Source organism: Variovorax sp. GW821-FHT09D05 (genome assembly GCF_059416325.1).
Genome location: NZ_JBWKOZ010000006.1, coordinates 409,862 through 422,705 on the forward strand (window position 1 = coordinate 409,862; position 12,844 = coordinate 422,705).

Here is a 12,844-nt window from a genome sequence, read left to right on the forward strand (position 1 = left end):
CTTGGGCGTTGTGCTGTTGCGTGCAAGCGCCATGCCATGCGGTTGGCCCGCAACTTGCCTGCGAGGTATTCATGCTGTACCGGGCCTACCAGAACCAAGCCGACCTGCTCTCTCCGGCGCGGCTCGCGGCGCAGTACATGAGCAAGGCACTGTGGAAAGACGGCACGGAGCGCACCATATTGCGGCGCATGGCCGCCCAGTTCGAGGTGTTCTCGCGCATGCGGCTGACCCACACGCGGCCCGACTACGGCATACACAGCGTCATGGTCGACGGCGCGGAAGTGGCCGTACACGAGGAGACGACCCTCGTTTCGCCCTTCGGCACCCTGCTGCATTTCCGCAAGGACACCGATGCGGTGCACCCGCCGGTGCTGCTGGCCGCACCACTGTCGGGCCATTTCGCCACGCTGCTGCGCGAAACCGTGCGCACCCTGCTGCGCGACCACGACGTGTACCTGACCGACTGGCACAACGCGCGCGACGTGCCGCTGTGGCACGGCGGCTTCGGCCTGGACGACTACACGCGGCAGCTCATCAGCTTCCTGGAGGCCGTGGGGCCGGGCGTGCACATGGTCGCGGTCTGCCAGCCCTGCGTGGCCGCGCTGGCCGCCACCGCACTGATGGCCGAAGACGACAACCCCGCCACGCCGCGCAGCCTCACGCTGATGGCCGGCCCGGTCGATTGCCGCATCAATCCGACCGGCGTGAACACGCTGGCCACCAGCAAGCCCATCGAGTGGTTCAGGCGCAACCTCATCAGCCACGTGCCGTGGCCGCACGCGGGCATGATGCGGCGCGTGTACCCGGGCTTCCTGCAGCTCTCGGCCTTCATGAGCATGAACCCCGAGCGGCACAAGAAGCAGTTCGAGGACATGTACAGCCACCTGGTCGAGGGCGACATCGAGAAGGCCCGCACCATCGGCACCTTCTACGACGAGTACCTGGCCGTGAACGACCTGCCGGCCGAGTTCTACCTGGAGACCGTCGAACGAGTCTTCCAGACGTATGACCTGCCACGAGGCGTGCTCACCGTGGGCGACCGCACCGTGAACCCCGCCGCCATCCGCCGCACCGCGCTGCTGACGGTGGAAGGCGAGCGCGACGACATCTGCGCCGTGGGCCAGACGGTGGCGGCGCAAGACCTCTGCACGGGCATCCGGCCGTACCTCAAGACGCACCACCTGCAAGCCGGCGTGGGGCACTACGGAGTGTTCAGCGGCAGCAAGTGGAATGCGCAGATCTATCCGCGCGTGCGCGAGACGATCCACGCCGCGGCTGAATTGAACGGCTAGGACTGGCGCCGCGCGCGCACGCCCTTGCCGCTCACGCGCCGCACTGTCGCCTCGCCGGCCTGCGGCAGGCGCTCGCGCAGGAACGCGATCAGCTCTTGCGCCACCACGTTGCGCATCGGCCCCGGCAGGTAGGCCAGCACTACTCGGCGCTCGACGCGCGGCTTCAGCAGCGGCACCACCACCAGTTCGGGGTCGCGCAGCGACGAGGTGTACAGGCGCGGCATCAGGCCCAGCGCCTGCCCGCTGCGCACCAGCGCATAGAGCGTCTCGGAATAGCTCACACGGTACGGTTCCGGGCCCTGCGCGAACTGCGCGCGCGCCGGGTTGCCCAGCGCAGGCATGCTGCCGCGTTCGAACAGCACCAGCCGCTCCTTGCCGATGGCCTCCCACTGGGCATCGCCGGCCGCTGCCAGTGCGTGGTCGCGCCGCACCACCAGCACCAGCGGGTCGCGGAACAGGTCGATGCAGGTCAGCCCGCCCGGCGGCTCGGTGATGGCGGCCACCGCCATGTCGATCTGCCCGCTGCGCAGTTCGGCCAGCAGCGTGTTCGAGGGGGCGTCGCGCCAGGCCAGCTCCACCTCGCGCTGCCCACTCTGCAAAAACTCGCTGGCAGCCGCCGCCACGCGCGCACTGGCCGAGGGAATCACGCCGATGCGCACGAAGGCGCGGCCGCGCTGCACCGTGCTTTCGATGTCGCGCAGCGCCACCTCGAAGGTATTGACCAGGAAGTCGGTGCGCGCCAGCACCTCGGCGCCCACGGGCGTGAGCTCCAGCCGGTGGGTGGAGCGCGTGAGCAGTTCGGCGCCGAGCAGCTTCTCCATCTGCTTGATGGCGTTGCTCAAGGCCGGCTGCGTGATGGCCAGCCGGCGCGCGGCGCGGCCGAACTGGCCTTCTTCCACCAGCACCGAGAAGAACTGCAGCTGGCGCAACGTGAGTGCACGCAGAGGCAAGGCGGCCATGGGCGAATCCCCGGTTATTGATTCAGTGAATCAAATTATAGAAATTCAAAATTTTCTTTATGAGAGCGCCGTTACTAGACTGGTCAGCATGACCAGCCCCACGCCTGCTCCCCACGCGCCCCTCACGCTGGAATCGATGCTCCGCGCCATGCCCAAGGCCGAGCTGCATTGCCACCTGTTCGGCACGGTGCGCCACGAAACCTTCAAGCAGCTCAACCTGCGCGCCGGCTCGCCGCTGGCAGCCGACGAAATCGAGGGCTTCTACACGCGCGGCGAAAAGCCCGTCGGCGTGCTGCGGGTGCTGCGCGCGCTCGACGCCCAGCTGGTGCGCAGCGCCGGCGACCTTTATCAGCTCACGCTCGAATACCTGCAGGACGCGGCCTCGCACAACGTGCGCTACGCCGAGTTCTTCTGGAACCCGACCGGTACGGTGCACGAGTCGGGCATTGCCTACCCGCTCGCGCAAGGCGCCATCGTCCGCGCGATCCAGGACGCGCAACAAGAATTCGGCATCGTCGGCCGCCTCATCGCCGCCATCGACCGCGAAGCCAGGCCCGAGGCGGCCGTGGAGATGGTCGAGTGGGTCAAGGCGCATCGCTGCGAGGAGGTGATCGGCATCGGCATCGACTACCGCGAGGTCGACCGTCCGCCCGAACTGTTCACGCAGGCCTATGCCGATGCGAAGAAGGCGGGCCTCAAGACCACCGCGCACGCGGGCGAGTTCGGCATGCCCTGGACCAACGTGCGCACTGCGCTCGACGTGCTGCAGGTCGACCGCATCGACCACGGCTACACGGTGGTCGACCAGCCAGACTTCGCGCGCGAATGTGCTGATCGCGGCGTGATCTTCACGGTAGTGCCGACCAACTCGTACTACCTGCGCACGCTGCCGCCCGAGCGATGGGCCATCGATCATCCGATCCGCCGCATGCCCGGCCTGGGCCTGCGCATCCACCCCAACACCGACGACCCGACGCTGCACAAGGTCACGCCCACGCAGGCCTGGCTGATGATGGTGCGCGACTTCGGCTTCGGCCTGGACGACCTGCGCGGCTTCATGCACAACGGCCTGGACGGTGCGTGGATCGACGACACGCAGCGCCGCGCATGGCGCACGCAGTGGAGCGATGAATTCGACACGCTGCGCGCCCGCCTCGATACCGAACCCGCCCCCACCACCCTCGAATGACCCACGCCATGAACACACCCCGCCGCCTGCTTCTCGCCGCCGCACTCTGCGCCGCGCTTCCCACCGCGGCCCTCGCGCAGGCATGGCCCGCTGCCAAGCCCATCACGCTGATCGTTCCCTACACAGCCGGCGGCAGCGTGGACGTCAACGCGCGCCTCGTCGCACAGCGCCTTGGCGAGCGGCTCAAGCAGTCGGTCGTCATCGAGAACGTGAGTGGCGCGGGCGGCGCCATCGGCGTTGCCAAGGCTGTGAATGCCACGCCCGACGGCTACACGCTGGTGGTGGGGCCCGACAGCGCCATCGCCATCGGCAAGCTGGTCAACCCCACGGCCTTCCGCTTCGATCCGCTGAAAGACCTGGCGCCGGTCGGCCTGCTCAACACCGCGCCGATGGTGCTGGTGGCGCGCCCCGGCCTCGAGGCCCAGACCTTCTCCGACTTCGTGAAGCTCGCGAAGGCCAAGCCCGGCAAATACAACTACGCGACCTCGGGCGTGGGCACGGTGCTGCAACTGGCCATGGAACTGCTGAAGGAACGCAGCGGCATCTTCGTCACGCACGTGCCCTACCGCGGCGGCGCGCAGATTGCCACCGACGTGATCGGCGACCAGGTCGACCTGGCGATGCTGGTGAGCACCAGCGCCATTCCGCACGTGAACGGAAAGCGGCTGAAGGCGCTCGGCATCACCAGCAGCAAGCGGCTGGCCGCGCTGCCCAACGTGCCTACCTTCGACGAGATGCCCGGCCTCAAGGGCTTCGACATGGTGAGCTGGACCGGCATCTTCGCGCCTGCGAAAACGCCGCCGGCCGTGGTCGCGCAGATCAACCACGAGCTCAACGCGGTGCTGCAGGAAGAAGGCGTGCGCGGCAAGCTGATGGAGCAAGGCGCGCTGCCGGGCAGCGGCACGCCGGAGAGCTTCGCGAAGTTCGTGCAGACGGAGTACGCGCGCAACCAGAAGATCGTGCAGACGGCCAACATCAAGGAGTGAGCGCGTGAAGACGACGCCCAAGCTGTCCCGCCGCGCCCTGCTGGGCGTGTCCGCCGCCGGCCTCGCCAGCATGGCCTTCGCGCAGAGCCCAAGCCCCGCAGAACTGGCACAGGCGCTTGCCGGCACGCCCGCCACGCGGTTGCCGCCCGTGGCAGGCAAGCGCCAGGTCATCATCGACACCGACCCCGGCCAGGACGACGCCATCGCGCTGCTGATGGCCATGGCCGCGACCGACCGGCTCGACATCAAGGCGCTGACGGTGAGCGTGGGCAACCTGCCGCTGACGGTGACAGAGAAGAACGCGCGCATCGTGCGCGACTGGGCAGGCCGGCCCGAGATTCCGGTCTACGCCGGCTACCCGCGCCCGCTGGTGCGCGAACCCATCTTCGCCGACGACGTACACGGCAAGACCGGCATGGAAGGCCCGACGCTGCACGAGCCGCGCGGACCGCTGATGCCCACGCACGCGGTGCAGTACCTCATCGACACGCTGCGCGCCGCAGCGCCGAAAAGCATCACGCTCGTGGGCCTGGGGCCGCTGACCAACTTCGCGGCGGCGCTCAACTCGGCGCCCGACATCAAGCCAGCCATTGCCGAGATCGTGGTGATGGACGGCTCCTGGGGCGTAGGCGGCAACATCACGCCCGCCGCCACCTTCAACGTGTACGCCGACCCCGAGGCGGCATCGATCGTGTTCCGCAGCGGCGTGCCTGTCACGGCCATGTCGCACGACGCGGCGCGCCGCGTGCTGCTGACGCCCGAGCGCATCGGGCCCTTCCGCACCATGGGCAACAACGCCAGCAAGGTGGTGGCGGATATCTTCGATTCGATGATGGCGTACGGCCAGCGCCGCCGGGGCGTGGCGGTCGGGCCGATCTACGACCCGTGCGTGATCGCGTATCTGCTCAAGCCCGAACTCTTCAAGGGCGCGAAGGTGAGCGTCGACGTGGAGACCAAGGGCGAGTTCACGACCGGCGCGACGGTGGTCGACTTTCGCGGCTACAACCGCCGCACGCCCAATACGCTGTGGATCAGCGAGGCCGATACCGAAGGCTTCTACGCGCTACTGCGCGCGCAGATCGCGCGGCTGCCCTGAGCGGGCTGGCCAGGATCAGCCGGCCTTTTCGTCTTCCGCCGGCCAGTCGCGGATGTAGGCCTTGAGCATCTTGTTCTCGAAGTTCTGGCTGTCCACCACGGCCTTGGCCACGTCGTAGAAGCTGATCACGCCCATCAGCATGCGCTTGTCCATCACGGGCATGTAGCGCGCGTGGCGCTCCAGCATGATGCGGCGGATTTCGTCGAGGTCGGTTTCCAGCGTGCAGGTGACGGGGGCGTCGTCCATGGCCTTGCGGACCAGCGTGGTGCCGACCTGGCCGCCGTTGCCGACGATGGCCACGATGACTTCCCGGAAGGTGAGCATGCCGACCAGGTCGCCGTGCTCCATGACCACCAGCGAACCGATGTCCTTTTCCGCCATGGTGTTGGCGGCTTCTGCCAGCAGGTCGTCTGGCGTGATGGTGAAGAGCGTATTGCCCTTGACGCGAAGGATGTCGCTGACTTTCATCGTGTGCTCCTCTCGGACTCAATCTCGGCTATCTAGGCGGGCGTGCCGTTTTTGAATATAGCCCACAATCGACGCCGACCTGAGCGCCCATGTCGCGGACGCATGAATTGCATACGTAACGGGGCATTGCCAGGAGACAACTGCTCAGACCCAGAAAGGCCCTCATGCCCGGTTATTCCGACCCCGGTTTCGACACCCTCGCGCTGCACGCCGGCGCCGCGCCCGACCCCGCCACCGGCGCACGGGCGGTGCCGATCCACCTGACCACCTCCTTCGTCTTCGAGTCGAGCGACCACGCGGCCGCCCTGTTCAACCTGGAGCGCGCGGGCCACGTGTACTCGCGCATCAGCAACCCGACCAATGCGGTGCTGGAGCAGCGCGTGTCTGCGCTCGAGGGCGGCATCGGCGCCATCGCCACCGCCAGCGGGCAGGCGGCGCTGCACCTGTCGGTGGCCACGCTGATGGGCGCTGGCTCGCACATCGTGGCCAGCACAGCCCTGTACGGCGGCTCGCAGAACCTGCTGCACTACACGATGCGGCGCTTCGGCATCGACACCACCTTCGTGAAGCCCGGCGACCTCGACGGCTGGCGCGCCGCGGTACGCCCCGAGACCAAGCTGTTCTTCGGCGAGACCGTGGGCAACCCCGGGCTCGACGTGCTCGACATTCCGGCGGTGAGCGACATCGCCCACGAGGCCGGCGTGCCGCTGCTGGTCGACTCGACCCTCACCTCGCCCTACCTGATCAAGCCCTTCGACTGGGGCGCCGACCTGGTCTATCACTCGGCCACCAAGTTCCTGTCGGGCCACGGCACCGTCATCGGTGGCGTGGTGGTCGACGGCGGCAGCTTCGACTGGGAAAAGTCCGGCAAATTCGCCGAGCTGACCCAGGCCTACGACGGCTTCCACAACATGGTGTTCAGCGAGGAAAGCACCGTCGGCGCCTTCCTGCTGCGCGCCCGCCGCGAGGGCCTGCGCGACTTCGGCGCCTCGATGAGCCCGCACACGGCCTGGCTGATCCTGCAGGGCATCGAGACGCTGCCACTGCGCATGGAGCGGCACATCGACAACACGCAGAAGGTGGTCGAGTTCCTGTCCACCCACCCGTTCGTGTCGCGCGTGGGACATCCGCTGATCGAATCGCACCCGAGCCACGTGCTCGCGCAGAAGCTGCTGCGCCATGGCGCGCGCGGCGCGGGCGCGGTGTTCAGCTTCGACATCAAGGGCAGCCGCGCGCAGGGCAAGGCTTTCATCGAGGCGCTGAAGCTCTTCAGCCACCTGGCCAACGTGGGCGACTGCCGCAGCCTGGTGATCCACCCCGCGAGCACCACGCACTTCCGCATGACCGACGAGGCGCTGGCGGGTGCGGGCATCTCGCAAGGCACGATTCGCCTGTCGATCGGGCTCGAAGACCCGGCCGACCTGATCGACGACCTGAAGCGTGCCCTGAAGGCCGCGGAAAAGGCGGGCGCCTGACATGAACTACACCGTCAACGGCCACACCACCTACTGCTACACCGGCGGCAAGCCCTTCGATGCGGCCAAGCCAACCGTGGTGTTCATCCACGGCGTGCTCAACGACCACAGCGTGTGGATCCTGCAGAGCCGCTGGTTCGCCAACCACGGCTGGAACGTGCTCGCAGTCGACCTGCCCGGCCACTGCAAGAGCGAAGGCCCGCCACCCGCCAGCGTGGAGGACGCGGCGCAGTTCGTCATTGCGCTGCTCGACGCGGCCGGCGTGCAGAAGGCCGCACTGGTCGGCCACAGCTTCGGTTCGCTGATCGCACTCGAAACGGCTTCGCGCGCACCCGACCGCATCACGCACCTCGCGATGGTCGGCACGGCCTACCCGATGGTGGTGTCGCCCGCGCTGCTCGAAAGCTCGGTGAGCGACCCGCAGCGCGCCATCGCCATGGTCAACACCTTCTCGCACTCGCTGCTGGCGCCGCCGCCCTCCTCGCTCGGCCCGGGCACCTGGCTCTACGGCAGCTCGCGCGCGCTGATGCGCCGCGTGCTCGCGAGCAACCGCGATGCGAACGTGTTCCACATCGGCTTCAAGGCCTGCAACGACTACGCCAACGGCGAGGCCGCGATGGAGAGGGTGCAGTGCCCGGTGCTGTTCCTGCTCGGCGATGCCGACCAGATGACGCCGCCGCGCGCCACCAAGGCGCTGGTGGGCAAGGCGCGCAACGCCAAGGTGGTGATGGTGCATGCCGGCCACTCGCTGATGAGCGAGGCGCCCGACGAGGTGCTGTTCGCGCTGCGCGACTTCGCGACAGCCTGAGCAGGCACGCCCTTATTCCGCCGCGATCCCCGCGCGGTGTGCGAGCGCACGGTAGCGCGAGATCTCGCCCTCCATCTGCGTACGGAACGCCGCTGCGCCGATTGCCACCGGCTCCATGCCCTGCGCTCGCAGTTGCGCCTGCAGCGCAGGGTTGCCCATGGTCGCGGTGACCGCGCGGGCGAGCTTGTCTATCACCGGCGCCGGGGTTCGGGCTGGCGCGGCAAAGCCATACCAGGCATCGAAGGTGGCGTCGGGCAGCCCCTGCTCGGCCAGCGTGCGCACTTCGGGCAGCATGCTGGAGCGGGTCGCGCCCACGATGCCGAGCGCGCGCAGCTTGCCCGAGCGCACATGTGGCGCCACGGCGGCCACGGTGTCGATGCCGATCTCGATCTCGCCGCCGATCACCGCCATCGAACTCTGGCTGCTGCCCTTGTACGGAATGTCCTGGAGCTGGATGCCGGCGGCCAGCGCGAGCAGTTCGCCGGCCAGGTGCGGGCCCGAACCCGAGCCGAAGGTGGCGTAGCGGATGCTCTTCGGCTTGGCCTTGGCCGCGGCGATGAGCTCGGGCATCGAGTGCCAGGGCGTGCCCTTGCCCACCACCAGCACCAGCGGCGTGCGCGCCACGATGGCGATGGGCGCCAGGTCGCGCACCGGGTCGTACGGCAGCTTGGCGCGCAGGGCCGGGTTCACGCTGTAGCTGGTAGAGCCCGAGAGCAGCAGCGTGTAGCCGTCAGGCGCGGCCTTGGCGACCGCATCGGTGCCGATGATGGTGGAGGCGCCGGGCTTGTTGTCGACCACGATGGGCTGGCCGAGGTGCTCCGACAGCGTCTGCCCCATTGCCCGCGCCACGATGTCGGTGCCGCCGCCCGGCGGAAAGGGCACGACCAGCCTGACCGGCCGATCAGGCCATGCGCTCTGCGCGAAGGCGGGTGCCTGGGCGCCCAGGACGGCGGAAGCGGAAAGCAGCAGGCCGAAGGCGCGACGGGAAATGACGAGGTTCATGGTGCGTGTCAGGAAAGGGAAGAAACGGATGGCGGCAGTTGCCCGGCGGCCCACGGCGCGAGCCCCGGCTCGCCCAGGTCCCAGTAGAGGCCGGCCATGATCTGCAGGCCCTCGCGCGCCAGCGGCGCGAGCAGGTGTTCGTTGGGCGCGTGCTGCGCGCAGGCCGGGTACGAATGCGGCACCCACAGCGTGGGCAGCCCTAGCAGGTCGGCGAACACGTCGTTGGGCAGCGAGCCCGCCAGGTTGGGCAGCAGGTCGACGCGCTGCCCGCTGCTTTGCGCGATGGAGTGGCGCGCCCAGCCCACCCACGGGTTCTCGACATCGAGCCGCGTCGCCGCGCCGGTCAGCGTGATCTGCACCTCGACCTGGCCGAAGCCGTGCGTATCCAGGTGCGCGCGCACGATCTTCTCCAGGTCTTGCCACGGCGTGCCGACCACGAAGCGCAGCTGGCAATGCGCCACGGCTTCAGACGGAATCGCGTTGACGGGACGCTGCGCCGAACCCGCGCCGAGCGCCAGCACTTCGATGGTGTTCCACGCCACCAGCCGTTCGGCCGGGCTCAGGCCGGGCTCGCCCCAGCCCTCGTCGACCGCGGGGTCGTCCGCGCCGCCGCCGATGGCGATGTCGGCCAGCGCATCGCGCACGGCCTGCGTAACCGGCGGCGGGCGCAACGCTTCGACGAGGATGCGGCCGCGCGCATCCACCAGCGAGGCCACCGCATGGCTGATCACTGTGCCCGGATTGACCAGCACACCGCCCCAGTTGCCCGAGTGGTAGCCGCGCGGCCGGGCGCGCAGCCGCAGGCTGAAGTTGACCGCGCCGCGCGAACCGAGGAACAGCGTGGGCCGCGCGGCGCTCACGCGCGGGCCGTCGCTGGCGATGAAAACGTCGGCGCGCAGCTTGTCGCGTTCCTGCGCGCACACCGCGTGCAGGCCGGGCGAGGCGGCCTCCTCGCCCATCTCGACGAGCCACGTCATGTTGTAGCCCAGGCGCCCGCCGCGCGCCTCGAGCACGGCAGCAAGCCCGCCGAGGTTGATGCTGTGCTGGCCCTTGTTGTCGGCGGTTCCGCGCCCGTACCAGCGCTCGCCGCGCACGGTCAGCGCCCACGGGGCGAGGCCCTCTTCCCAGTGCGCGTCCTGCCCGCTGACCACGTCGCCGTGGCCGTAGGTCATCACCGTGGGCAGGGCCGGGTCTTCGATGCGGCGCGCGATGAGGAACGGCCCGCCGCCGGGCACCGGGTTGGCGATCACCTCGCAGGCGAAGCCGAGCGCCGCGAGCGGCGGCATCAATTCTTCGCGCAGGTAGGCCTCCAGCGCGGGCGTTGCGGCGCCGGTGTCGCTCTCGGTGCGAAAGGCGATGCGGCGCCGGAGGTCGGCGAAGAAGCCGCCCCCGTCGAAGTAGGCGGCGGCAGCGGCCAGGCTGTCTGTGCGTTGCATGAAGAGCTTCCTTGTCTGTCTGTCCATCGGGTGCAGCAAGTACAAGGCCTGAAGGCCGATGCTTCCAGCATCGTTTTGGCAAGCTACCATTGCCTTGAAGGCAACACCCTGGCGTCATGACTCTCCCGCTTCTCAGCATCCCGATGCGCCACTTCCTCGAAGTGGCGCGCAGCGGCTCGGTCAACCAGGCGGCGGCGCGGCTGTTCGTGGCGTCTTCGGCGGTGAGCCGGCAGATCGCCAAGCTCGAAGACAGCCTGGGCACGCCGCTGTTCGAACGGCATGCGCGCGGCATGGCGCTCACGGCCGCCGGCGAACGGCTGGCCGCGCACCTGCGCAATGCGCAGCTCGACATCGAGCAGGTGGTCGAGCAGGTACGCGACCTCGGCGGGCAACGCGCGCGGCGCATTCGCATGGCCTGCACCGAGGGCTTCGCGGGGCATTTCATGCCGCTGGTGATGCGCAGCTTCGAGACGGCGAATCCGGGCTGCCAGCTCGAACTGCACGTGGGCTCGCCCGACGGCGTGAGCGCGCTGCTGGCACGCGGCGAGACCGACATCGCACTCAAGTACGTGGTTGCGCCCGAGCCGGGCCTGAAGATCGAGCACACGGCCACCGCGCCGGTGTACGCGGTGCTGCGCCCCGACCATCCGCTGGCGCGCCAGCGCGTGGTGTCGGTGGCCGATGCGGTGCGCTATCCGCTGGCCGTGGGCGACAGGGGCGTGACCGCGCGCCAGCTGTTCGACCAGGCCTGCAGCCTGCAGGGGCTGCAGTACCACGCGCTGTTCGTGAGCAATTTCTCTTCAGTGCTGCTTCCATTGCTGCGCACACCCGACGTGATGCTGTCGGGCCTGCTCACGGTGATGCACCTGATCGACGCGGGCACGGTGGTGGCGCGGCCTTTTGCGGAGGCGCCGCTGCAGCAGCGGCAGTTGCAGGTGCTGGCGCTCGAAGGCCGCACGCTGCCGCCGCTGGCGCAGGACTTCGTCCGGCACCTGGTGAGCGCGATCGCCAGCGCGGGCCGGCGCAAGCTGGGGCGCGCGCGGGCTGCGGCAGCCTGAAGAAGCTCTTCAGCCCAGCGCGTTGATGTCCGCCGGATCGAGCAGCACCTTCGATGCGCCGTTGCGCGCCACGGCCAGCATGGCGCGACCGATCTTCTCGGTGGTCGTCACCTTGTTCGGCCACAGGCTGTGGGCCAGCCCGAGCACGGGCCTGAGCACGACGATCGCAGCGTCATAGAGCGGCGTCTTCGAGCGAATGCCATGCAGCGGCTGGATCATGCCGGGCCGGAACATGTAGGCCGCCTTGAACGGCAGGCGCAACAAGGCGTTTTCGGTCGCGCCCTTCACGCGCGCCCACATGCTGCTGCCGCGCTCGCTGCTGTCGGTGCCGGCACCCGTCACGTAGGTGAAAGTCATGGCCGGGTTGAGCCGCGCGAGCACGGTGGCGGCGGCCAGCGTCAGGTCGTAGGTGATGCGCTTGTATTCAGGCTCCTTCATGCCGACCGACGACACGCCGAGGCAGAAGAAGCAGGCGTCGAAGCCCTGCAGTTGCGGCTCGATGGCGCTGTAGTCGTACATGTCCTTGTGGACCAGGTCGCGCAGCTTGGGATGCTGCTGCCCCGTGGCATTGCGGCCGACCGCGACGACGCTCTCGACGTCGGGCGCCAGAAGGCACTCGCGCAGCACACCCTGCCCCACCATGCCGGTGGCGCCGAAGATCAGGATTTTCATGACGGAGCTTCCGGTCAGACCGTGAAGACGGCCGGTTTCTTGTTGAGCACGGCGAGCAGCAGGTCGACGTCCAGACTCGAAGGCTTCGGCGGCTGCAGCGCGGAGAGCATGCGCGACAGCGTCTCGGCATGCGGCAGCAGCGGGCCCAGAAAACGCGTGCCGTCGGCGCCCGCAACCAGCAGGGTCGGGAAGGTCTCTACGTCGAAGGCGTCGGCGATGTCTGCGTGGTCCTCGATGTCGACCCAGGCGAAGCGGAACTGCGGGTGCGCGCGCGCCACCTCTTCGAGCAGCGGCCGGTAGTCGCGGCAGGTGCCGCACCATTCGGCGCAAAGGCACACGACCCAAGGCGCATCGTTGCTGGCCGGCTCGACGGATTCGGGGGTGCTTGGAAGGGCGCTCAAGG

At 68.7% G+C, this 12,844-nt stretch carries 13 protein-coding genes; 7 read left to right on the top strand and 6 right to left on the bottom strand.

Annotated features, from left to right (window positions below):
* Positions 1-71 precede the first annotated feature (71 nt).
* Positions 72-1,292, top strand: a complete 1,221-nt coding sequence (locus AC07O3_RS18960) for a polyhydroxyalkanoate depolymerase (protein ID WP_093051548.1) — start codon at positions 72-74, stop codon at positions 1,290-1,292.
* Here the strand turns inward: AC07O3_RS18960 and AC07O3_RS18965 are convergent.
* Positions 1,289-2,251 carry a LysR family transcriptional regulator gene (locus AC07O3_RS18965; RefSeq protein WP_093176949.1) on the bottom strand — a complete coding sequence of 321 codons (963 nt, stop codon included), beginning with the start codon at positions 2,249-2,251 and terminating at the stop codon, positions 1,289-1,291. The genes AC07O3_RS18960 and AC07O3_RS18965 overlap by 4 nt on opposite strands.
* 88 nt (positions 2,252-2,339) lie before the next feature.
* Between AC07O3_RS18965 and AC07O3_RS18970 the strand changes: the two genes are divergently transcribed.
* The 3 genes from AC07O3_RS18970 (at position 2,340) to AC07O3_RS18980 (ending at position 5,522) form a co-directional block, all read left to right on the top strand.
* Positions 2,340-3,440 (top strand): adenosine deaminase family protein, encoded by a 1,101-nt coding sequence (locus AC07O3_RS18970; RefSeq protein ID WP_495340029.1) that lies wholly within the window; start codon positions 2,340-2,342, stop codon positions 3,438-3,440.
* Positions 3,441-3,448: 8 nt separating this feature from the next.
* Entirely contained in the window at positions 3,449-4,426 is a 978-nt protein-coding gene (locus AC07O3_RS18975) for a Bug family tripartite tricarboxylate transporter substrate binding protein (RefSeq protein ID WP_256216819.1), read from the top strand.
* Between the two features lie 70 nt (positions 4,427-4,496).
* Complete coding sequence (locus tag AC07O3_RS18980; protein ID WP_495340073.1) at positions 4,497-5,522, top strand: nucleoside hydrolase; 1,026 nt, start codon at positions 4,497-4,499, stop codon at positions 5,520-5,522.
* 15 nt (positions 5,523-5,537) lie between these two features.
* On the opposite strand, the gene AC07O3_RS18985 is transcribed toward AC07O3_RS18980, so the two are convergent.
* The gene (locus AC07O3_RS18985) at positions 5,538-5,990 is read right to left on the bottom strand and encodes a CBS domain-containing protein (protein WP_093051560.1); all 453 of its coding nucleotides are present in this window, start codon (positions 5,988-5,990) and stop codon (positions 5,538-5,540) included.
* Between the two features lie 164 nt (positions 5,991-6,154).
* Between AC07O3_RS18985 and AC07O3_RS18990 the strand changes: the two genes are divergently transcribed.
* Together AC07O3_RS18990 and AC07O3_RS18995 are read left to right on the top strand one after the other, a co-directional pair.
* On the top strand, positions 6,155-7,465 hold the full coding sequence (locus AC07O3_RS18990; protein ID WP_093051563.1) for an O-acetylhomoserine aminocarboxypropyltransferase: 1,311 nt from the start codon (positions 6,155-6,157) through the stop codon (positions 7,463-7,465).
* Between the two features lies 1 nt (position 7,466).
* The gene (locus AC07O3_RS18995) at positions 7,467-8,273 is read left to right on the top strand and encodes an alpha/beta fold hydrolase (protein ID WP_495340030.1); all 807 of its coding nucleotides are present in this window, start codon (positions 7,467-7,469) and stop codon (positions 8,271-8,273) included.
* A 12-nt stretch (positions 8,274-8,285) separates the two neighbouring features.
* Here the strand turns inward: AC07O3_RS18995 and AC07O3_RS19000 are convergent, their stop codons facing one another.
* A complete protein-coding gene (locus AC07O3_RS19000; RefSeq protein ID WP_093176943.1) occupies positions 8,286-9,275 on the bottom strand; it encodes a Bug family tripartite tricarboxylate transporter substrate binding protein in 990 nt (329 codons plus the stop codon).
* Between the two features lie 8 nt (positions 9,276-9,283).
* Positions 9,284-10,711 carry a M20 family metallopeptidase gene (locus AC07O3_RS19005; protein WP_495340031.1) on the bottom strand — a complete coding sequence of 476 codons (1,428 nt, stop codon included), beginning with the start codon at positions 10,709-10,711 and terminating at the stop codon, positions 9,284-9,286.
* Between the two features lie 116 nt (positions 10,712-10,827).
* Here AC07O3_RS19005 and AC07O3_RS19010 point away from each other — a divergent pair, with 116 nt between their 5' ends.
* Positions 10,828-11,769 (top strand): LysR family transcriptional regulator, encoded by a 942-nt coding sequence (locus AC07O3_RS19010; protein WP_093176940.1) that lies wholly within the window; start codon positions 10,828-10,830, stop codon positions 11,767-11,769.
* A gap of 9 nt (positions 11,770-11,778) precedes the next feature.
* Here AC07O3_RS19010 and AC07O3_RS19015 read toward each other — a convergent pair whose 3' ends face one another.
* Both AC07O3_RS19015 and AC07O3_RS19020 read right to left on the bottom strand, forming a co-directional pair.
* Positions 11,779-12,441, bottom strand: coding sequence for an NAD-dependent epimerase/dehydratase family protein (locus tag AC07O3_RS19015; protein ID WP_495340032.1), 663 nt, complete (start codon positions 12,439-12,441; stop codon positions 11,779-11,781).
* A gap of 14 nt (positions 12,442-12,455) precedes the next feature.
* Positions 12,456-12,842, bottom strand: a complete 387-nt coding sequence (locus AC07O3_RS19020) for a thioredoxin family protein (protein ID WP_093077829.1) — start codon at positions 12,840-12,842, stop codon at positions 12,456-12,458.
* Between the last annotated feature and the right edge of the window lie 2 nt (positions 12,843-12,844).